Source organism: Klebsiella sp. H-Nf2, assembly GCF_002806645.1.
In the GTDB taxonomy this organism is placed as follows: domain Bacteria; phylum Pseudomonadota; class Gammaproteobacteria; order Enterobacterales; family Enterobacteriaceae; genus Klebsiella; species Klebsiella variicola.
Genome location: NZ_PIBL01000015.1, coordinates 18933 through 39372 on the forward strand (window position 1 = coordinate 18933; position 20440 = coordinate 39372).

A 20440-nucleotide genomic window follows, 5' to 3' on the forward strand; every position below is an offset into this window, starting at 1 on the left:
TATGGTCACTAAAGATAACGCCGGGAAGATCCTTTCCCGTATTGATAACATACCACTCTACCTTCATGCCTATGCCTATCATTTGAATATGCGGCTTGAACGTATTTTACCTAATGATTTGCTGGTCATCGCAGATAGCCTGCATTTAAAAGGGGTAAAAATACATGTTCTTGATGGCGAGCGCTACTCGCTGAGCAATATGAATGATATCCAGTTAGCCGAGTTTGGAGATAAAGCAAAATCGTTGCAACTGGATATTCATATCGAGACCAGCGCCTCCGATAAACAAACAATCGATCAGGCCGTCACTATCGCTTTAAAAACAGGCGCATCATCCGTTCGCTTTTATCCTCGTTATGAAGGACATTTGCACGACGTTATTGAAAAAATTTCCACCGACATTCAATACATTAAACAAGCATATAGCCATACTGGCCTGACGTTTACCCTTGAGCAACATGAAGATCTGAAAAGCGTTGAACTGGTAAATTTAATTAAACACAGCGAAATGCCAACGCTATCGCTTCTTTTTGACTTCGCCAATATGATCAACGCCAATGAACGACCTCTTGAGGCGTTAGCGTTGATGTCACCTTACATTACGCAGGTTCATATTAAAGACGCCTGTATTATTGCTGAGAACGGTGGACTTGGGCATCGGGCCTGTAACTCAGGCCAGGGCGATATGCCATTTAAGGCGCTGCTGACGAAATTAATTTGTCTCGGCGATGACCAGCCGCAGGTCATGGCGTACGGCCTGGAAGAGGAGGTGGATTACTATGCACCCCCGTTCCGTTTTGCAACGGAAGGTGACAACCCGTGGATCCCGTGGCGGCAAATGAGCGAAACTCCGCTACCTGATGCTGACCAGCTTGAAGAGCGGCTGCTGAAAGAAAAGCAGGATGCGATTGCGCAACTGAAACATGTCGAAGATACATTGCAAATAATAAAAAACGAAGCGCTTACCGTGCTGGCACACTAAATTTATCGATAATTCGTTATACCGGGTCATCATTTTTAATAAATGATGATGGTCTGTTATCTTCCTTAAACCAAATGATGTTAAATCATTAGGGGATCCTATGCTCACAAAAAAGAAATGGGCTATATTCAGTTTATTAACCTTGTGCGGCGGCACCATTTATAAACTGCCCTCACTGAAAGATGCCTTTTATATTCCAATGCAGGACTATTTTCATCTGACTAATGGCCAGATAGGTAATGCCATGTCGGTGAACTCAGTGGTGACCACGATTGGTTTTTTCCTGTCAATTTACTTTGCCGATAAGCTTCCTCGCCGTTACACCATGTCGTTGTCACTGATTGCAACAGGCTTATTAGGGATCTATCTGACGACGATGCCTGGATATTGGGGAATTCTCTTCGTTTGGGCCTTATTTGGCGTTACCTGCGATATGATGAACTGGCCGGTGCTATTAAAGTCGGTAAGTCGGCTGGGCAACAGCGAACAACAGGGGCGGTTATTTGGCTTCTTTGAAACCGGGCGGGGGGTTGTCGACACGATTATTGCCTTCTCTGCTTTAGCTATTTTTACCTGGTTTGGTAGCGGTTTGCTGGGTTTTAAAGCCGGGATCTGGTTCTATGCTCTCATCGTGATTGTTGTCGGGATCATGCTGTTTTTTATGTTGAAAGAAAAGGATGAGGATGCGCCTGAGAAAGCTATCACCGAGAGCGCCACAGAGAAAAGTAGCATCTCTTCGGTATTAAAAGATAAAACCATCTGGCTCATCGCATTTAACGTCTTCTTCGTTTACGCCGTTTACTGCGGACTCACTTTCTTTATCCCCTTCCTGAAAAATATCTACCTGTTGCCAGTAGCGCTGGTGGGCGCCTACGGCATCATTAATCAGTATTGTTTAAAAATGGTTGGCGGACCGATTGGTGGCCTGATAGCCGATAAAATTCTTAAGTCGCCAAGCAAATATCTCTTTTATACCTTCTGTGTGAGTACCCTGGCCTTAGTGGCGTTAATATTGCTGCCCCATGAAAGTATGCCGGTCTATCTGGGTATGATCTGCACTCTGGGATTTGGTGCAATTGTGTTTACGCAGCGAGCGGTATTCTTTGCCCCGATCGGTGAAGCAAAAATCGCTGAAAACCGGACCGGCGCAGCCATGGCGCTGGGGAGCTTTATCGGTTATGCGCCGGCCATGTTCTGCTACAGCCTGTATGGCTACATTCTTGACCTCAACCCAGGTCTGGCAGGCTACAAGATAGTCTTTGGCATCATGGCGGGCTTTGCGCTCTGTGGCGCGTTCGTCTCGGTCATGTTAGTGAAACGAATTAGCGGTGGCAGGAAAATGCTGCGCGCTGCGACGGAATAACCTCCCGTCTCATTCTGTTTATTCAAAGCCGCGTTATGCGGCTTTGTTCGTCAGTGGCTGGCGGCCCACGCGGTTGTTTCAGGTTTATACATAGTCAAACCTCATCTTTCCCGCTAAAGTTAATTTTCCACGGCGCGGAAGGAGACAAAAATGCTCTATATCTTTGATTTAGGTAATGTGATTGTCGACATTGACTTCAACCGGGTATTGGGAACCTGGAGTGATTTAACCCGCATCCCGCTGGCGACGCTAAAGCAGCATTTCACCATGGGAGAGGCTTTCCACCAGCATGAGCGTGGCGAGATCAGTGATGAAGACTTTGCCACCGCCATGTGCCATGAAATGAATATGTCCCTCAGCTATGAGCAGTTTGCTCACGGCTGGCAGGCAGTATTCGTCGCGCTACGCCCGGAGGTGATTACCATCATGCATAAACTTCGTGCCCAGGGGCATCGGGTGGTGGTGCTCTCCAATACCAACCGTCTTCACACCACGTTCTGGCCTGATGAATACCCGGAAGTGCGCGCTGCCGCCGATCGCATCTATCTGTCACAAGAGATGGGAATGCGTAAGCCTGAAGCGCAAATTTACCAGCGAGTATTGGAAGAAGAGGGATTTTCCGCCGCAGATACGGTCTTTTTTGATGATAACGTCGATAATATAGCAGGGGCTAACCGGTTGGGGATCACCAGTATTCTGGTGACCGGGAAGAAGACCATCCCTGATTATTTTGCGAATCAGCTATGCTAAAAACCGTTCATCAAAAATTACACCACCATACCCGGCCGCTGCTGGCGTGGCTTAAGCTGCTGTGGCGGCGCATTGATGAAGACCATATGACCACCCTGGCGGGAAACCTCGCCTATGTGTCATTACTTTCCCTGGTGCCGCTGATAGCCGTCGTGTTCGCGCTGTTTGCGGCCTTTCCCATGTTTTCCGAAGTCAGTGTGCAGATTCGCCATTTTATCTTCGCCAATTTCATTCCGGCGACGGGCGATGTGATTCAGGGGTATATCGAGCAGTTCGTGGCCAATTCCAGCCGCATGACCGCGGTAGGCGCGTTTGGCCTGATCGTCACTTCGCTGCTGCTGATGTACTCGATCGACAGCGCGCTAAACACCATCTGGCGCAGCACACGCAGCCGTCCCAAAGTTTACTCCTTTGCCGTCTACTGGATGATCCTGACTCTTGGCCCGCTGCTGGCGGGTGCCAGCCTGGCGATCAGTTCGTATCTGCTGTCGCTGCGCTGGGCGAGCGATCTGGACGGCGTGATTGATAATCTGCTCCGCCTTTTCCCGCTGATCCTTTCCTGGGCGGCATTCTGGCTACTCTACAGTATTGTGCCGACCACCCAGGTGCGTAACCGCGATGCAGTGATCGGAGCGCTGGTGGCGGCGCTGCTGTTCGAGGCTGGTAAGAAAGCCTTTGCCCTCTATATCACCACCTTTCCGTCCTATCAGTTAATTTATGGCGTGATTTCGGTGGTACCGATTTTGTTCGTCTGGGTGTACTGGACCTGGTGTATCGTCTTGCTTGGCGCTGAAATTACTGTCACTCTCGATGAATACCGCAAACTTAAAACAGAAGAAACAGAACAACCATGATTGCATTAATTCAACGCGTATCCCGTGCAAGCGTTACCGTGGAGGATGAAGTGACGGGCGAAATTGGTCCGGGACTTCTGGTGCTGCTGGGGGTCGAAAAAGACGATGATGAACAAAAAGCGAATCGCCTCTGCGAACGCGTGTTGGGCTACCGCATCTTCAGCGATGCGGAGGGGAAAATGAACCTGAATGTTCAGCAGGCGGGCGGCAGCGTGCTGGTGGTTTCGCAATTTACGCTGGCGGCCGATACCGAGCGGGGGATGCGACCGAGTTTCTCGAAAGGCGCTGCCCCTGACCGCGCTGAGGCGCTGTATGAGTATTTCGTCGCCCGCTGTCGCCAGCAGGAAATGAACACCCAGACCGGAAGATTCGCTGCGGATATGCAGGTTTCTTTGGTCAATGATGGTCCCGTGACCTTTTGGTTGCAGGTATGACCCAGCTTCCGGGCAGGCTGCGGGTAACAAAAGAGAGTACGACTATGTATCACCTTCGTGTACCGCAAACAGCAGAAGAGTTAGAGAGCTACTATCAGTTCCGCTGGGAGATGCTGCGTAAGCCGCTGCATCAGCCAAAAGGATCGGAACGTGACGCCTGGGATGCGATGGCGCATCACCAGATGGTGGTGGATGAAGAAGGCAATCTGGTGGCCATCGGCCGGCTATATATCAATGCGGAAAATGAAGCCTCCATTCGCTTTATGGCCGTTCATCCCTCCGTGCAGGATAAAGGGCTGGGGACGCTGATGGCGATGACCCTGGAGTCGGTAGCGCGTCAGGAAGGGGTTAAGCGGGTCACCTGTAGCGCCCGCGAAGATGCGGTGGAGTTTTTCGCCAAGCTGGGCTTTGTGAATCAGGGTGAGATCACTACCCCGACCACCACGCCGATCCGTCATTTTCTGATGATTAAACCGATCGCGTCGCTGGACGATATTTTGCACCGCGGCGACTGGTGCGCACAGCTTCAGCAGGCGTGGTATCAGCATATCCCGCTGAGTGAAAAAATGGGCGTGCGTATTCAGCAGTACACCGGGCAGAAATTTATTACCACCATGCCCGAAGCAGGGAATCAGAATCCGCACCATACGCTGTTTGCCGGTAGCCTGTTTTCGTTAGCGACCCTGACCGGATGGGGGCTTATCTGGCTGATGTTGCGCGAGCGGCATCTGGGGGGCACCATCATTCTGGCGGATGCGCATATTCGTTACAGTCAGCCCATTAGCGGCCGCCCCAGCGCCATTGCCGACCTGGGTTCGCTGAGCGGCGATCTCGACCGTCTGGCGCGTGGGCGTAAGGCCCGCGTGCAAATGCAGGTAGAGCTTTTTGGCGACGAAAAGCAGGGCGCGGTTTTCGAGGGGATCTACATCGTGCTGCCGGCGAAGCCCTTTGGCTCGTATGAAGAGGGCGGTAACGAGGAAGAGTAAGCGCCCTCTGGCCGTTATCGTCCTGGCGATGCCACACGCCAGGCGATATCCCGCATAGCATCACGCGCGGCGTGGCTGACGCCCCCCAGCTGAAAGAAGCCGTGGATCACCCCCAGATAACGCTGACAGGAACTCTCCACCCCTTGCTCCGTCAGCCTTCGGTACAGCACTTCACCCTCATCGCGTAAAGGATCGAACTCAGCTGTCAGAATATGCACCGGTGGCAGCCCGTTAAAATCTTCTCGCCAGAGTGGACTGGCATCCGGATGGTTTGCCGGCGTCGAGGCGAGGTACATTTCGTAGCCGCTCAGTAGCGTGTCCCGGGTAATCACATAGTCATCGCCATTGCTGAGGTAGCTCGCCATGCTGGCAGTGGGGTCAAGCATCGGATAAATCAGAATCAGTTGTGCAGGATGCCACGCCGCTTTCGCTTTCAGGCGCAGAGCCGTGACCAGGGCGAGATGACCTCCGGCGCTGTCGCCGGCCAGCGTGATGCGCGAGGCATCAACGCCAAGCTGCTTTGCGTGCTGGTGAATAATCGTAGCACCTCGTTCTGCATCATCGTGCGCCGCCGGAAAGGTATACTCCGGCGCCAGGCGGTACTGCACAGCGATCACCCGGCAACCGCTGAACATGGCTAACTGACGGAGTTGGTTATCGTGGGTGGTAAAGCCGCCGCTGACAAAACAGCCGCCGTGGTAGTAGATAAGCGTGGGTAGCAGGCCGTCGGCAGTGGGCGGCGAAACGACGCGGAAGTGCATACCCTCCAGAGTGATATCCTCCACCCGCACTCGCGTTTCCGTCTCCCCGGCGAGTACCGCACTGGCGATATAGCCGGCCCTCCGATCATCAATATGTTGCTCGCGTGATGACGGACGACCTGCCGCAATAAATGCCTCAACCAGCGAAGCAATCCCTTTTTCCAGCGCCATATGAAGTTCCTTATACTGTTTTAATATCCAGTGTTATAACCTGGATTATGGCGAAAAGACAGGCCTGTTGAGGTCGCCTGTGCATTATGGAAAGCGGCTCGCAAAAAAGCGTTTACCTGGCAAAATCCTTTTTGTTTCCGATTTCAAAAGCTGTAGATTGCTCATAACTTCATCACTGGTGATATACTTGAGGTATATATGAGCATGATGGCTGAAAGGGATATGGGCAGAATTCTTCTCGATTTATCAGACGATGTCATTCAACGTCTCGATGACCTCAAAGTGCAGCGTAACATTCCGCGAGCGGAACTGTTACGTGAAGCGGTTGAACAATATCTGGAGAAACAAGATCGAGCTAAAGATACCATCTCCAGTGCGCTGGGTCTGTGGCAAGACTGCGAAGAAGACGGCATGGAATATCAACGTCAGCTACGCAAGGAGTGGTAAAGACCTCCGGATCTGCGCTTTTTGATACCAATATTCTTATTGATTTATTTAGCGGGCGTCGCGAAGCCAAACAGGCGCTGGAGGCCTGGCCACCGCAGAATGCGATCAGTCTGATTACCTGGATGGAGGTGATGGTTGGCGCTAAAAAATATCACCAGGAGCAGCGCACGCGAATGGCGCTAAGCTCCTTTAATATCATTAACATCTCACAGGATATTGCAGAGCGAAGCGTTGCGCTGCGGCAGGAGTATAAGCTTAAGCTGCCGGATGCCATCATTCTGGCGACGGCGCAACTCCATCGTCTGGAACTGATTACGCGGAATACGAAGGATTTTGCCGGTATTCCTGGCGTAGTCACGCCGTACGAACTACACCCTGAATAATTCGAGTGGCAGGAGGACGACAAGTGAGCGACAAACTCGTCTGAAACGAGTGCGTCCAGCCAAAGGCTGACCTCTGATGACAGTCAGTGGCTCGGGTAGTCATCCTTGCCTACGCTCGTATCGCAAGAAGGAAAACGGGCGACTAGAGCCGCCCGAAATCACACTGCAGAACTTACTCCCCTTCGCCGGGGAACATGAACGGGTTAATTGAGCTTCTGGCGAAGCCTTCCTGTTCCATGCGGGCGTCGAGCACCAGGGACGCCAAATCGTCGGCGACGGCTTCGACTTTCGGATCCTTCTCCTGATACATAATCTTCAGGTAGGTTCCACAGTCGCCACAGCTTTCGGCTTTCACCGCTGCCTGCTCGTTGTCCAGCGACCAGTAGTGCAGGTCGCGGCTCTGTTCACAGTTGCTGCACTTGACGCGCACCACGTGCCACTCGGTTTCACACAGGTTGCAGTGCAGATAGCGCAGCCCCTGAGTGGTGCCGATTTGCACGATGCTGGAGACCGGCATCGAGCCGCATACCGGGCAGAACTGACGCTGTTCACCGTATTCGGCGCGCGCTTTACCCGGGATCAGGCTGGCCATCTGCGCCCAGTAGAGCGACAGCGCGGCCCAGATGAACGGCGCTTTATCACTGCTGACGGAGGCGAAGTCGGAAACAAACAGCGCGCTGGCCATCTGCTCCAGCTCCTGCTCAGAGGCTTTTTCCAGATTCTCAATGACCGCCAGCGCCGGGCCGCTCATTTCCGGCTTCAGCTCGGCAATCATCGAGTGCAGCAGCTTGTGCCAGTGCTTGTCGCGCGGCAGGACGTGGATATCCAGCGGCGGTTTACCCTGTTCGCTGGCCGCTTTAATACGGGCCGTCAGATCCATTTGCAACGGATGGTCGTACAGCACCACTTCCTGGGCATGGGCGATCAGCGCGGCAAAGCGCAGGTAATCACCCAGGGGGTTGTTGGCGGCCAGCTCACGCAGGCGTTCAGCGCGGCGGTTGTACAGATTTTTCAGCCTGGGGAACAGTAGCGGCGGAATTGCTTCCGCCGTGCGTTTCTCGCTCGAACCCAGCTCGTCTTGCGGGATTATGCGAATACTCATTCAGATGACTTTTCCTGTTTCTGGCGGACCTCTCGGTACCAGCGCGGGTGATGTTTCTTCGCCCACGTTTTGGTAACCCAGCCTTCCACCATCGCGGTAATGGTGCCTTTCACCCAGAGGGCGGCGTAGATATGCACCATGATAACCACAATTAACGCCACTGCGGCAAATGAATGCAGCATCAGCGCAAATCGGATCACCGGGATTGAGAAAGCCGGCGCAAAATACGGACGCCAGATGATCACACCGCTCACCAGCAGCAGTACCAGCAAAATAATCGCCGCCCAGAACACGCATTTCTGGCCGAAGTTATAGCGCCCGGTATCGCCTACCTCCTCGTTGACGACGATCTTACGAATATTCTTCGCCCAAAAGATATCATCCCGATTGATTAGGTTGTGGTGCCAGTAACGGAAAAACATGATGATAAACGACGCGAACATCACCACCCCGACGAACGGGTGGAGAATACGCGCCAGCTGCGGCGTACCGAGAATATGCATCAGCCAGTTAAAGGACGGGAAGAAAAAGCCTAACCCGCTTACCGCCGCCAGGATGAAGCAGAAGGCGGTGACCCAGTGGTTGATGCGTTCCGGCGCCGTGTAGCGCACGATGGTGTCACGTCTTTTCATTTGCGCACCTCGTCTTTCTCTTCATGCAGGTTGTCCTCTTCCTCTTCCGCGCGGTTCGGACCGACGCCGACGTAGTGGAAGATACTGGCTGCGAAGGTCGCGGCGAAGCCGACGGCCGCCAGCGGTTTCCAGATGCCTTTCCAGAACTTCACGGTCTGGCTGATCTCCGGGTTTTCCGGCAGGCCATGGTACAGATTCGGCTTGTCGGCATGGTGCAGCACGTACATGACGTGGGTGCCGCCGACGCCGGCCGGATCGTACAGGCCCGCATTGTCATAACCGCGGGTTTTCAGCTCAGCCACGCGTTCGCCGGCCAGCGTTTTCATATCCTCTTTGGAGCCAAAGTGGATTGCGCCGGTCGGGCAGGTTTTCACGCAGGCCGGCTCCTGGCCGACGGTCACGCGGTCTACGCACAGGGTACATTTGTAGACGCGGTTGTCTTCCGGGTTCAGACGCGGTACATCGAACGGACAGCCGGCAATACAGTAGCCGCAGCCGATACACTGCTCGGACTGGAAGTCGACGATACCGTTGGCGTACTGAATGATCGCGCCTTCTGACGGGCAGGCCTTCAGGCAGCCCGGGTCCGCGCAGTGCATGCAGCCATCCTTACGGATGAGCCATTCCAGCTTGTCGTTTTGCTCCACTTCCGAGAAGCGCATCACCGTCCATGACTTGGCGGTCAGGTCCGCCGGGTTGTCATACACCCCGACGTTGTGACCGACTTCATCACGAATATCGTTCCATTCGGAGCAGGCCACCTGACAGGCTTTGCAGCCGATACAGGTGGTGACGTCGATAAGCTTCGCCACCTCCTGCTGGTGGTCCCGCGCCTGAGGCGCGGGGGTGAAACCGTTAGTCGCGGAACGACGAATAATATCTTGCGATTGATAAGCCATAAGTCGTCTCCGTTACACCTTTTCCACGTTCACGAGGAAAGCTTTGAACTCCGGTGTCTGCGTATTCGCATCACCGACGAACGGCGTCAGGGTATTGGCAATAAAGCCTTTTTTCGCCACGCCCTCATAGCCCCAGTGAATAGGAATGCCGATGGTATCGATGTCCTTACCGTCAACTTTCAGCGTGCGAATACGTTTAGTCACCACCGCCTTGGCTTTGATATAGCCGCGGTTGGAGGAGACCTTGACGGTATCGCCGTGGCCGATGCCAAGCTTATTCGCCAGTTTTTCACCAATCTCCACAAACTGCTCCGGCTGCGCGATGGCGTTAAGCAGCGCGTGTTTGGTCCAGTAGTGGAAGTGCTCGGTCAGGCGGTAAGTGGTGCCGACGTAAGGGAACTTATCGGCCTTACCCATCTGCTCGAGATCGCCTTTGAAGACGCGAGCGGCCGGGTTAGAGACCACGTTTGGATGCAGCGGGTTAGTCCCCAGCGGCGTTTCAAACGGTTCGTAGTGTTCCGGGAACGGTCCTTCCGCCATCTTATCGATAGCGAACAGACGGCCCATCCCTTCAGGCTGCATGATAAACGGACCGACGTCGCTGCCAGGCGCGGCGGCGCTGTAGTCCGGAATATCCACGCCGCCCCATTTCGCGCCGTCCCACTTCAGCAACTGACGTTTAGGATCCCACGGTTTACCCTGCGGGTCCGCGGAGGCGCGGTTATACAGGATGCGGCGGTTAAGTGGCCATGCCCAGGCCCAGCCCAGCGTGTTGCCGAGGCCTGACGGGTCGGCGTTATCGCGGCGCGCCATCTGGTTGCCGTCCGGCGTCCAGCTACCGGCGAAGATCCAGCAGCCGCTGGAGGTGGTGCCATCATCGCGCAGCTGTGCAAAGGAGCTCAACTGCTGCCCTTTCTTAACGATCACCGCGCCGGTCGCCGGGTCGGTGATATCCGCCAGCGCTTTACCGTTGCTTTCCATCGCCACTTCTTCCGACGCCGGCTCATGCGGCGTGGAGTAGTTCCACGTCATGTTGAGCACCGGCTCCGGCGCTGGTCCGCCCTCTTCGGCATACATCTTACGCAGGCGGGTGAAGATACCGGCGAGTATTTCACCATCGGTAGCCGCGATCCCTGGGGCATCCGCGCCTTTCCAGTGCCACTGCAGCCAGCGGCCGGAGTTGACGATCGACCCGTTTTCTTCGGCGAAGCAGGTGGACGGCAGACGGAACACTTCGGTCTGGATTTTCGACGGGTCAACATCGTTCGACTCACCGTGGTTTTGCCAGAAGGTGGACGTTTCGGTGTTCAACGGGTCGATGGTCACAAGGAATTTCAGCTTCGACAGAGAAGCCACCACCTTGTTTTTGTTCGGGAACGAGGCGACCGGGTTAAAGCCCTGGCAAATATAGCCATTCACTTTGCCCTGATTCATCATCTCGAAATACTGCAGAACGTCGTAGCTCTTATCCCATTTCGGCAGCCAGTCAAAGCCCCAGCTGTTTTCTGCAGTGGCTTTGTCGCCGAAGAAGGCTTTCATCATGGAGACGAAGAACTTCGGATAGTTGCCCCAGTAGTTAACCTGATCTTTCAGCAGCGGCTTCGGCGTGTTAGCCGTCAGGTAGGTCTGCAGGTCGGCCTGTTTTTCATTCGGCAGCGACATGTAGCCCGGCAGGCTGGTGGAGAGCAGGCCGAGGTCGGTCAGACCCTGGATATTGGAGTGACCGCGCAGGGCGTTGACGCCACCGCCTGCCATCCCCATGTTGCCGAGCAGCAGCTGAATCATCGCCATGGTACGGATGTTCTGCGCGCCGATGGAGTGCTGAGTCCAGCCGAGAGCGTACAGGAACGACGCGGTCTTATCCGGCGCGCTGGTTTCGGCAATGTATTCACAGACTTTGAGGAAGTCGGCTTTCGGCGTACCACAGATGTTTTCGACTACATCCGGGGTATAACGAGAAACGTGCTGCTTCAGCAGGTTCCAGACGCAGCGCGGATGTTGCAGCGTGGTATCGCATTTGGCGAAGCCGTTCTCATCCAGCTCATAGTTCCAGCTGGTTTTGTCGTACTGGCGTTTTTCTGCGTTATAGCCGCTGAACAGCCCGTCGTCGAAGCTATAGTCCTCACGCACGATCAGGCTGGCGTTGGTGTAGGCTTCGGTGTATTCGCGGTTGAATTTTTCGTTATTCAGCAGGTACAGGATCACGCCCGACAGGAAGGTAATGTCGGTACCGGAACGAATCGGGGTATAGAAATCTGCCACCGACGCCGTACGCGTAAAGCGCGGATCGATAACGATGAGCTTGGCGCCGTTATGAATTTTGGCTTCCATCGCCCAGCGGAACCCCACCGGATGCGCTTCTGCGGCGTTACCACCCATCACCACGATCAGGTTGGCGTTCTTAATATCCACCCAGTGGTTGGTCATCGCACCGCGACCAAATGTTGGAGCAAGACTTGCTACCGTTGGTCCGTGTCAGACACGCGCCTGGTTATCCACCGCCAGCATCCCGAGGGCGCGGGTGAATTTCTGCGTTAAATAGCCGGTTTCGTTACTGGAGGCGGAGGCGCACAGCATCCCGGTGGTCAACCAGCGGTTGACGGTGGTGCCGGCGTCGTTTTGCGCGATAAAGTTGGCGTCGCGGTCTTCTTTCATCAGCTTGGCGATGCGATCAAACGCTTCGTCCCAGCTGATTTGCTGCCATTTATCGGAACCTGGCGCGCGATATTCCGGGAATTTCAGGCGGCTTTCAGAATGGATAAAGTCCACCAGACCGGCCCCTTTCGGGCAGAGCGCACCACGGTTAACCGGATGATCCGGATCGCCTTCGATATGGAAAATGGATGCTTTGGCGTTTTTTGCGCCGTCGCCGAGGCTATACATCAACAGCCCACAGCCGACAGAACAGTATGTACAGGTGTTACGGGTTTCGCGCGTGCGCAGCAATTTGTACTGCCGTGTCTCCGCGAGCGCAGTTGCCGGGGCAAAGCCCAGCGCTGCTGCCGTGGTTCCCGCCATACCGCCAGCGCAGATCTTAAAGAACTGCCTTCTGCTGACCTGCATGGTTCGCTCCTTGTTTCGACATTGTCACATGTAGTTATTTACTTTGCGGTGAAGGCCGCAAAGGTTCAGAATTAGGGCTAATTTCCCTCATTCCAGAAGGGATAAAAACAGAATACCACATTGTGTGTATGCCTGTTCCAATACGGTTAAAGCAAAGTGAATAAGAAGCCTCTCGAACAAATCAAAAATGTGACGAATGTCACGGGATATCGCCAGGTCTCACTCTGGAAGCGCGAGGATCTGCAACACCCTCAGCCAGACGAGTTAGCCGAAGAAATTCCCGTCGCGCTGGTCTACAACGGTATCTCCCATGTGGTGATGATGGCTACGCCGAAAGACCTGGAGCAATTCGCCGTCGGCTTTTCCTTATCCGAAGGGATTATCGAGCATCGCCGGGAGATTTTCGGCATGGACGTGGTTTCAGTATGCAATGGCCTTGAGGTACAGATTGAGCTCTCCAGCCGACGTTTTATGGGGCTCAAAGCCCGGCGTCGCGCGCTGGCCGGGCGTACCGGCTGCGGTGTGTGTGGCGTCGAGCAGCTCAACGATATTGGTAAGCCGGTACAACCGCTGCCGTTCACCCAGACGTTCGATCTAGCCAACCTCGACCACGCCATGGCGCATCTTAACGACTTTCAACCGGTTGGCCGGCTCACCGGCTGCACCCATGCAGCCGCCTGGGTCCGGACGACTGGCGAGCTGGCGGGCGGTTTTGAAGACGTTGGCCGGCATGTCGCCCTGGATAAATTGCTGGGCCAGCGTGCGGAAATCGGCGAGGACTGGCAGCATGGCGCCGCGCTGGTCTCCAGCCGCGCCAGCTATGAAATGGTGCAGAAGGCCGCGATGTGCGGCGTCGAGATCCTGTTCGCGGTCTCGGCGGCCACCACCTTAGCGGTGGAAGTGGCCGAGCGCTGCAATCTGACGCTGGTGGGCTTTTGCAAGCCGGGCAGGGCGACAGTCTACACCCATCCGCAGCGTTTAATTGCGGGCTAAATATCAATCAATAAATTTGAACAATGACAGCAAATCCTTCCGCTTTTTGTTTAGCGATGTGCGGACTACTATTTAACACATCAAGGCACGGCGCCTTATCTAAACAACTAAATGAAAGGGTTTATATCATGAAAAGCATCAAAACTTTTGTCGCAGTAATCGCACTGGCCGCTTCTTTTGGTTCCTTCGCTGCTGAAACCGTGACCGCAACCGCCGCAACGATGGATGGTGCGGAAGCGAAAATCGCTGCTCAGGCGCAGGCTGCTGGCGCTTCGTCTTACAAAATTACCGAAGCCTTTACCGGCAACCGCGTGCATATGACTGCGGAACTGAACAAATAAGCATAAAGTTACTGTCGAAAGAGCGCCTTAGGGCGCTTTTTTTGTTTCGCTTCCCGCATCTGCGATATTACCGATATTTCCCTCTGCTACGAAAAAAATGTGGTAGTAATCACGTTTCCGCTCTTTTCTTAAATCCCCATATTTATGGCAAAGGAACGGTCTGCGCGCCTGAATATCTCGATATTTTAACGCTATGAAATATAAAGATATTAAAAACAGAAAGCGATGGAGATCACCTTCTTTAAATGAGATGTTTATCACAAAAATAAGCATGTCGCCGCTACTGTCAACTATTCACTGACGTAATTTAATACGCATTATGTGATCTTCATTGCAAATAGAAGGCTTGTACTCAGGGAAAAATGTTGTCAGGCAAATGAGCGAGGAAGCGTCATGAAAATTGGCATCGTTATTAGCGGCGGGGATGTTTCGGGAATGAATAATTTTATATTCCAGATAGCCAGGCAGGCTAATGCCGATATCACGCTGTTTAATGGCGGTATTCCAGGGCTACTGGAGAAAAGTCATCAGGATATGGCGTGGCGCGATCTGGTTGATTTCTCCATTACCGCAGTGCCGATCATTACCTCGGGGCGAACCAGTCGCAAACTGCAGCGCAGTGAATATGAAAGCATTGCTAAAAAACTTAAATCGCTGCGTATTGATGTGCTCATTATGGCCGGGGGTGATGGCAGCCTGCAGTTTCTGAATACCCTTAGTGAATTTGAGATTAATTGCTTTGGCGTGGGGATGACGATCGATAATGATGTGTATGGCAGTGATTATACGATTGGTTTTTCCACGGCCTGTGAGCAAATTATTAAAGAAGTCTCCCGTTTAAGAAATACCGGAAGAGCGCTGCCGGGTCGGGTTTTTATGGTTGAGATATTAGGAGGCTATTGTGGAGAACTAACGTTACAGTCCGCCATTAAATGTAATGCTGATATTGCCCTGATCCCGGAGGCACAAATGCCGCTGGCCATACTCGCGGAACGGATTACCCGGAAGCTGAGCACGCAAAATAGCGTCGTGATCCTCTGCTCAGAAGGCTATACCAAAGAGTACTCTCCCGGCTTTCAGGGGGCGATTGATACCATGATTAAACAGCTGGAACCACAAATAGGTGTCCGTATCCGTAAAACGATCGTCGGCTATGGCTTACGCAGCGGTGATCCAACCTGTGAAGAGATTTATCAGGGCACCATTATGGCCAGTGAAGTGGTTCGCTGTATTCAGTCAGGTATGAAAAATAAAGCCATAATAATTAATTCCAGTAACAAACCTATTCCGATTGATTTAGTCAGTATGAAAAAACGTCTGGTCGATACTGAAGGACATCATTATAAACTTGCCAAGCAACTCAATATTATTTGAGGAGACCCTCCATGCTGAAAATTTTATGCGTATGTGGCTGCGGCCTCGGTTCAAGCTTTGCCATTGAAATGACGGCGAAGGCAGTTTTAAAGAAGCTAGAAATTCCCGCTCATATTGAACACACCACCGTGTCCGAAGCCGGAGCCTTTAAATCGGATATGATTCTGACGCAAAAAACTTTTGCCGACATCTTAACCGCCGATGCCAGTGAAGAAGATATTAAACGTGTCGTGGTGTTGAATAAGCTTACTGATAAAGAGGAGATTGAAACCAAGATCGTCGCATTCTTAAAAGAACGTCATCTGAAGGTGGCTGATTATGAATAGCTTCGTTGCGTTTATCGTTAAGGATTTACTCGGTCAGGCATCCATCCTTATTGCTTTTATTGCCATGCTTGGCCTGATCCTGCAAAAGAAATCGCCAGGCAAAACCGCGGAAGGAACATTTAAAACGCTACTCGGTTTCTTAATTATGATGGCCGGGATAAACATCATTGTCGCCACACTAACCTTCCTGAACGATATCTTCACCCAGGGGTTTGGCATGAAAGGCTACATTACCGATGTGGCCGCCATCGCCGGGTTAGCGAATCGGGAATTAGGTTCGGAGGTGGCGCTGACGCTGCTGGTGATCTTTGCCGTCAATATTATTATCGCCCGTCTGACGCCGCTAAAATATATTTTCCTGACCGGCCAGGCGCTGCTGTGGATGGCGACAATTGGGGCTGTCATTGGCTATAAGTCCGGGCTCACCGGCGTACCGCTGATTTTAACCGGGGGCATCTTCGGCGGGGTGATGGCGGTCTTGATGCCGGCCCTGGCGCAGCCGGTGGTCAGGCGCATTACCGGGTCTGACGACGTGGCCCTGGGGCACTTCTGTACCATTGGTTATCTGGTGCAGGCTGCGGTCGCTAAGGTCGTCGGTAAAGGTTCCCGTTCCACGGAAGATCTTGAGCTGCCTGATAACTTTAAGTTTCTGCAGGATACCTATCTGGCCATGGCGGTGGTGATGGTACCGATGTATCTCATCCCGGCTATCGCGGCGGGCCCGCAGTATATCGCGCAGTTCTCCGGTGGCATTAATTACCTGATGTATGCCTTCATGCAGTCCATTCAGTTTGTCGCCGGGGTCTTTGTCCTCTATAGCGGCGTGCGTTTATTACTCAATGAGCTAGTGCCGGCTTTTCGCGGTATCGCGATGCGTATTGTCCCGGATGCAAAGCCGGCTCTCGATTGCCCGGTGCTGTTTCCCTATGCGCCAAATGCGGTGATTGTCGGATTTCTGGCGACGACTGTCGGCTCGATTATCGGCATGCTGGTTTTCCCGATGTTCGGCCTGGCGATGATCCTCCCCGGGCTGTTAACCAACTTTTTCGCCGGCGGCACGGCAGGGGTATTTGGCAATGCGCTGGGCGGACGTCGCGGGGCGATGATCGGCGGGGTTATCCACGGTCTGTTTATCACTTTTCTGCCGGCCATTCTGGTGCCCATGCTGGAGAGCTACGGCTTTACGGGCGTCACCTTCAGCGATTCTGACGTCATCAGTTCCGGTCTGGTATTAGGCCACGCCTTCCAGAATAACTGGCTCTTTGTCGCCTTGTTTATTGTGTTTGTCGCCGCACTGGCATGGTTTGTAAACGGTAAATCCGCTAAGCCGAAAGGGGAAAATGTTCATGAGTCTGTATAATTTTAATGAGATTTTAAACATCGCTCAGGAAAGAAATTTTAAAGCGATTGGTTCGTTTAACTTGCACTGTATTGAGATGTTACCGGCTTTTTTCAAAGCCGCGCAAAACAGCCACAGTCCGTTAATGATCCAAATTTCAACCGGTACCGCAGAGTATCTGGGGTATCGGTTATTGGTCGATGCCGTGTGTTCATTAGCAGACAGTGAAAATATCCCGACCTGCCTGCATCTCGATCATTGCTCCGATATTAAGGCCATCGAGACGGCAATCAATGCAGGTTTTTCGTCGGTGATGTACGACGGCTCTCACTTAAGCCTCGAGGAAAATATCGGCAATACGCGAATTGTGGTGGAGATGGCCCGCCCGCGCAATATTACGGTAGAAGGCGAGCTGGGGGCGATCGGCGGGTCAGAGGATGGAAAAGCGGTGGCTGCCGAAGATATCTGTTTTACTACCGTCGACGACGCGAAACGTTTTGTGGAGGAGACGCAGGTCGATATGTTGGCCGTCTCCGTGGGCACTGTGCATGGTCTGTACACCGGTAAAGCGCAGATACAGCATGCGCGGCTGAAGGCGATAAGCGAAGCGACTGGCGTGCCGCTGGTGCTGCATGGCGGCACAGGCGTCAGTGACGAAGATATGCGGCTGGCCGTCACTGAAGGGATTAATAAAGTGAACGTCGGAACGGAAATGAACGTACAGTGGGTCGACCGCTGTAAATCAACGTTCGAGAAAGGAAAAGTAAATGACAGCGTACGGAAATTTTTAATTCCCGCCAACCAGGCAGTGACTGCCGTATTAATGGAAAAAATGGCGCTATTTAAATAGCGTTTTTACCAACACTTATCTTTTGTTGCCCTGTCTTCCGCCAGGGAGGGAGCTTGCTATGTTTGAATCATTGAAAACACTGTGGAAAAAAGAGAAAAACCCGCTGCAGGATTATGATCAACAGTCCCGTCAGCTGGCGGAAGAGATCGCCAGACTGGAAGGCGAATTACAGCGCCAGCCCGATAATAGCGACGTGCAAAAAACATTGATGTTGACTTACAACCGGGCACTATCGGTATATGCCAAAAGTAAGAGCCACCGGCAGGATATCGATGCGCTGTTTCTGCAGATTGATAATTTACGCAATATTATTCGCCGCAATATTTAGGAACAGAGAATGACCATAAAAGAACTGCTTATTGAGGCCGATGCTATTCAGGTTGGCGTAGTGGAGTCCGACTGGCAGCGGGTAATAAAGTTGGCTGCCCGCCCGCTGGAGGCGAAAGGGTTTATTTCGGCGGAATATAGCCAGGCGGTGATCGACAATACCTTAAGTCATGGCGCTTATTACGTTTTTGATGAAGGGATTGCCATCCCCCATGCCCGCCCCGAGTGCGGCGTCAGACGAAACTGCTTTAGCCTGGTGGTGCTGGAAAAGCCCATCCCGTTTGCGGACAGTGAAAAGGCGGACATTGTCATTATGTTTGGCGCCCAGGACAGCAATGCGCATATCGAGGAGGGCATTCGTTCCATCGTCGCGCTGCTGGATAACAATGACACCATGGCCAAACTGCGGACGGCCCGCAGCCGGGAGGAGGTCGTCGCATTACTATGAACAGACATCTGACCCCCGGCTGCAAAACGGCCATTTTAATCAACGGCATTCCGGCGTCGGGGAAGAGCACCATCACCCGTTTGCTGGCGGAGACCTTTAGCCTGCCGGTGTTGACGATCGACGGCATCAAAGAGCCGTTTATGGCGCGCCTGGCCCCCGTCGACCGGCCACTGAATCGCGAGCTGGGCTGTGCGGCCTATGAGGTGATCTGGTCGATTGTCGGCGCGTCGCCTGCCAGCATGGTCTGGTTGATCGACGCCTGGTTCGGTTTTCAGCCCCGTGAAACTTTGCAGCAACTGTTACAGCTGGCGGGCGTGGAGCAGGTGCTTGAGATCTGGAACCATATCTCTCCGGAGATGGCCGTCGAGCGCTATGCCTCGCGGCTGGCGATGCGGCCGCCGGGCCACCCCGGAGAAGAGTATCTGCCGGAGCTGGCCCAGTTGGCCGGGCGTGCGCAGCCCATGGCTTTAGGGCCCGTACTGACGATAGACCAGCGGTACCCGCTGGAGATAAAACCGGTTATTCACTGGCTTGAAGGCGCGATCGCTGGAAAGCACGCCGGTTTGGCGGATTACGCTTACCCGTCCTAGGACATACCCGCCAGACGCAGCAGCGCCGTCACCACGGCGGCGGCGATAATCACGCCGATCAGCGGGACCTTGCGCCAGGCGAGGAACACGGCGAAAGCAACGCCCAGAACGCGCGCCATGCCGGCGAAATGAGCGCCTTCATAGAAGGTGGTGGCCAGGGCGACGGAAAAAAGCAGCACCGTCGCCGCATCGGAAAGCAGCGCCTGCGAGCGCTCGGAAAATGCCAGCCGATTGCCGAGCTTCGCGCCGCCGAGACGCATCAGATAGGTTCCCAGCGACAGGATGGCGATACCGGCGATAAACAGCGTCATATTGCCCATTATTTTTTCCTCGACAGTAAACCAAACAGCGAAAGCAGCACCGGCAGCCCGGTGGGCACAAACGGCACGGTGGCAAGCGCCAGCGCGGCGCCGCTGGCGGCGCGGATCAGCGTAGTGCGGTTTTTAAAGGCAGGTATCACCAGCGCCAGCAGGATCGCCGGGAAGACCGCATCAAGCCCGATGGTTTCCGGCGCCGGCAGCAGTTTTCCGACGGCCGCGCCGGTTAGCGTGCCGAGGGGCCAGATCAGCGCGACGCCGGCGCCGCACAGCCAATAGGCCGCTTTGCGCTGCGCGGGGGTGGGCTGTGACAAGCCAAAGACCACGCTCTCGTCGTTCATAATGTGGCACCCGATAAAGCTTAAGGCGCGCCGACCAACCAGTTCGCGTACGGTCACCCCGAACGGGATATGGCGCGCGTTGACTAACAGGCCGGCGGCGGCGGCAGCCAGTGGGCTACCGCCGCTGGCGACAATGCCGATAAACATAAACTCAGAGGCGCCCGCCAGCACGGACACCGAAAGCAAGAGCGGCACCCATAAGGGGAAGCCGTAAGCCACCGCCAGTGACCCATAGGACATGCCCACCACCCCGACGGCAAGGCAGACCAAAACGATCGCTTTTATCGTGTCTCCGCTGAGACTGGAGAGAGTTTGTTTCATATCACTTAGCCATATCGAACGAATTTCCATTATAATGAACACATAA

General features: G+C 53.8%; 24 protein-coding genes. 17 read left to right on the forward strand and 7 right to left on the reverse strand.

What is annotated here, in order from left to right; all coding sequences use genetic code 11:
- The first annotated feature begins 1 nt into the window (after position 1).
- From CWM58_RS24500 to fabY, 6 genes are all read left to right on the forward strand, one after another.
- Positions 2–982, forward strand: coding sequence for a sugar phosphate isomerase/epimerase family protein (locus CWM58_RS24500; RefSeq protein WP_100682006.1), 981 nt, complete (start codon positions 2–4; stop codon positions 980–982).
- A 100-nt stretch (positions 983–1082) separates the two neighbouring features.
- Positions 1083–2345 (forward strand): MFS transporter, encoded by a 1263-nt coding sequence (locus CWM58_RS24505; RefSeq protein ID WP_061156266.1) that lies wholly within the window; start codon positions 1083–1085, stop codon positions 2343–2345.
- 150 nt (positions 2346–2495) lie between these two features.
- Positions 2496–3095: a glucose-1-phosphatase gene (gene yihX, locus CWM58_RS24510; protein ID WP_061156265.1), complete on the forward strand. Its 600-nt coding sequence runs from the start codon at positions 2496–2498 to the stop codon at positions 3093–3095.
- Positions 3089–3949 (forward strand): virulence factor BrkB family protein, encoded by an 861-nt coding sequence (locus CWM58_RS24515; RefSeq protein ID WP_074387464.1) that lies wholly within the window; start codon positions 3089–3091, stop codon positions 3947–3949. The genes yihX and CWM58_RS24515 overlap by 7 nt, the downstream gene beginning before the upstream one ends.
- A complete protein-coding gene (gene dtd / locus CWM58_RS24520) occupies positions 3946–4383 on the forward strand; it encodes a D-aminoacyl-tRNA deacylase (protein WP_012543288.1) in 438 nt (145 codons plus the stop codon). The genes CWM58_RS24515 and dtd overlap by 4 nt, the downstream gene beginning before the upstream one ends.
- A gap of 44 nt (positions 4384–4427) precedes the next feature.
- Positions 4428–5369 (forward strand): fatty acid biosynthesis protein FabY, encoded by a 942-nt coding sequence (fabY, locus tag CWM58_RS24525; RefSeq protein WP_165784254.1) that lies wholly within the window; start codon positions 4428–4430, stop codon positions 5367–5369.
- 14 nt (positions 5370–5383) lie between these two features.
- Here fabY and CWM58_RS24530 read toward each other — a convergent pair whose 3' ends face one another.
- On the reverse strand, positions 5384–6301 hold the full coding sequence (locus CWM58_RS24530) for an alpha/beta hydrolase (protein WP_100682007.1): 918 nt from the start codon (positions 6299–6301) through the stop codon (positions 5384–5386).
- A gap of 204 nt (positions 6302–6505) precedes the next feature.
- On the opposite strand from CWM58_RS24530, the gene CWM58_RS24535 reads away from it, so the two are divergent.
- Both CWM58_RS24535 and CWM58_RS24540 read left to right on the forward strand, forming a co-directional pair.
- A complete protein-coding gene (locus CWM58_RS24535) occupies positions 6506–6748 on the forward strand; it encodes a CopG family transcriptional regulator (protein ID WP_004150355.1) in 243 nt (80 codons plus the stop codon).
- Positions 6742–7131 (forward strand): type II toxin-antitoxin system VapC family toxin, encoded by a 390-nt coding sequence (locus CWM58_RS24540; protein WP_100682008.1) that lies wholly within the window; start codon positions 6742–6744, stop codon positions 7129–7131. The genes CWM58_RS24535 and CWM58_RS24540 overlap by 7 nt, the downstream gene beginning before the upstream one ends.
- A gap of 172 nt (positions 7132–7303) precedes the next feature.
- Here the strand turns inward: CWM58_RS24540 and fdhE are convergent, their stop codons facing one another.
- Genes fdhE through fdnG form a run of 4 tightly spaced genes read right to left on the reverse strand, consistent with a single transcriptional unit; the run spans position 7304 to position 12827 of the window.
- Positions 7304–8233 (reverse strand): formate dehydrogenase accessory protein FdhE, encoded by a 930-nt coding sequence (fdhE, locus tag CWM58_RS24545; RefSeq protein ID WP_100682009.1) that lies wholly within the window; start codon positions 8231–8233, stop codon positions 7304–7306.
- Positions 8230–8865, reverse strand: coding sequence for a formate dehydrogenase cytochrome b556 subunit (gene fdoI, locus CWM58_RS24550; protein ID WP_061156261.1), 636 nt, complete (start codon positions 8863–8865; stop codon positions 8230–8232). Before fdoI ends, fdhE begins: the two co-directional genes overlap by 4 nt.
- Positions 8862–9764: a formate dehydrogenase subunit beta gene (gene fdxH / locus CWM58_RS24555; RefSeq protein WP_002882822.1), complete on the reverse strand. Its 903-nt coding sequence runs from the start codon at positions 9762–9764 to the stop codon at positions 8862–8864. Before fdxH ends, fdoI begins: the two co-directional genes overlap by 4 nt.
- Positions 9765–9776: 12 nt before the next feature.
- Entirely contained in the window at positions 9777–12827 is a 3051-nt protein-coding gene (fdnG, locus tag CWM58_RS24560; RefSeq protein ID WP_100682010.1) for a formate dehydrogenase-N subunit alpha, read from the reverse strand.
- 156 nt (positions 12828–12983) lie between these two features.
- On the opposite strand from fdnG, the gene fdhD reads away from it, so the two are divergent.
- The 9 genes from fdhD (at position 12984) to CWM58_RS24605 (ending at position 19415) form a co-directional block, all read left to right on the forward strand.
- On the forward strand, positions 12984–13820 hold the full coding sequence (gene fdhD / locus CWM58_RS24565; RefSeq protein ID WP_100682011.1) for a formate dehydrogenase accessory sulfurtransferase FdhD: 837 nt from the start codon (positions 12984–12986) through the stop codon (positions 13818–13820).
- 128 nt (positions 13821–13948) lie between these two features.
- Entirely contained in the window at positions 13949–14161 is a 213-nt protein-coding gene (locus CWM58_RS24570) for a YdgH/BhsA/McbA-like domain containing protein (protein ID WP_004127125.1), read from the forward strand.
- A 393-nt stretch (positions 14162–14554) separates the two neighbouring features.
- Positions 14555–15535 carry a 6-phosphofructokinase gene (locus CWM58_RS24575; RefSeq protein ID WP_061156258.1) on the forward strand — a complete coding sequence of 327 codons (981 nt, stop codon included), beginning with the start codon at positions 14555–14557 and terminating at the stop codon, positions 15533–15535.
- A gap of 11 nt (positions 15536–15546) precedes the next feature.
- Positions 15547–15861 (forward strand): PTS sugar transporter subunit IIB, encoded by a 315-nt coding sequence (locus CWM58_RS24580; protein ID WP_061156257.1) that lies wholly within the window; start codon positions 15547–15549, stop codon positions 15859–15861.
- Entirely contained in the window at positions 15854–17221 is a 1368-nt protein-coding gene (locus CWM58_RS24585) for a PTS sugar transporter subunit IIC (RefSeq protein WP_004203642.1), read from the forward strand. Before CWM58_RS24580 ends, CWM58_RS24585 begins: the two co-directional genes overlap by 8 nt.
- The gene (locus CWM58_RS24590; RefSeq protein WP_100682012.1) at positions 17208–18050 is read left to right on the forward strand and encodes a class II fructose-bisphosphate aldolase; all 843 of its coding nucleotides are present in this window, start codon (positions 17208–17210) and stop codon (positions 18048–18050) included. The genes CWM58_RS24585 and CWM58_RS24590 overlap by 14 nt, the downstream gene beginning before the upstream one ends.
- Positions 18051–18108: 58 nt before the next feature.
- Complete coding sequence (locus CWM58_RS24595; protein ID WP_100682013.1) at positions 18109–18378, forward strand: hypothetical protein; 270 nt, start codon at positions 18109–18111, stop codon at positions 18376–18378.
- Positions 18379–18387: 9 nt separating this feature from the next.
- Positions 18388–18825, forward strand: coding sequence for a PTS sugar transporter subunit IIA (locus CWM58_RS24600; RefSeq protein WP_100682014.1), 438 nt, complete (start codon positions 18388–18390; stop codon positions 18823–18825).
- On the forward strand, positions 18822–19415 hold the full coding sequence (locus tag CWM58_RS24605; protein WP_074387455.1) for an AAA family ATPase: 594 nt from the start codon (positions 18822–18824) through the stop codon (positions 19413–19415). Before CWM58_RS24600 ends, CWM58_RS24605 begins: the two co-directional genes overlap by 4 nt.
- On the opposite strand, the gene CWM58_RS24610 is transcribed toward CWM58_RS24605, so the two are convergent.
- Both CWM58_RS24610 and CWM58_RS24615 read right to left on the reverse strand, forming a co-directional pair.
- The gene (locus CWM58_RS24610; RefSeq protein WP_061156253.1) at positions 19412–19735 is read right to left on the reverse strand and encodes an AzlD domain-containing protein; all 324 of its coding nucleotides are present in this window, start codon (positions 19733–19735) and stop codon (positions 19412–19414) included. The genes CWM58_RS24605 and CWM58_RS24610 overlap by 4 nt on opposite strands.
- Complete coding sequence (locus tag CWM58_RS24615; RefSeq protein ID WP_100682015.1) at positions 19735–20394, reverse strand: AzlC family ABC transporter permease; 660 nt, start codon at positions 20392–20394, stop codon at positions 19735–19737. Before CWM58_RS24615 ends, CWM58_RS24610 begins: the two co-directional genes overlap by 1 nt.
- Between the last annotated feature and the right edge of the window lie 46 nt (positions 20395–20440).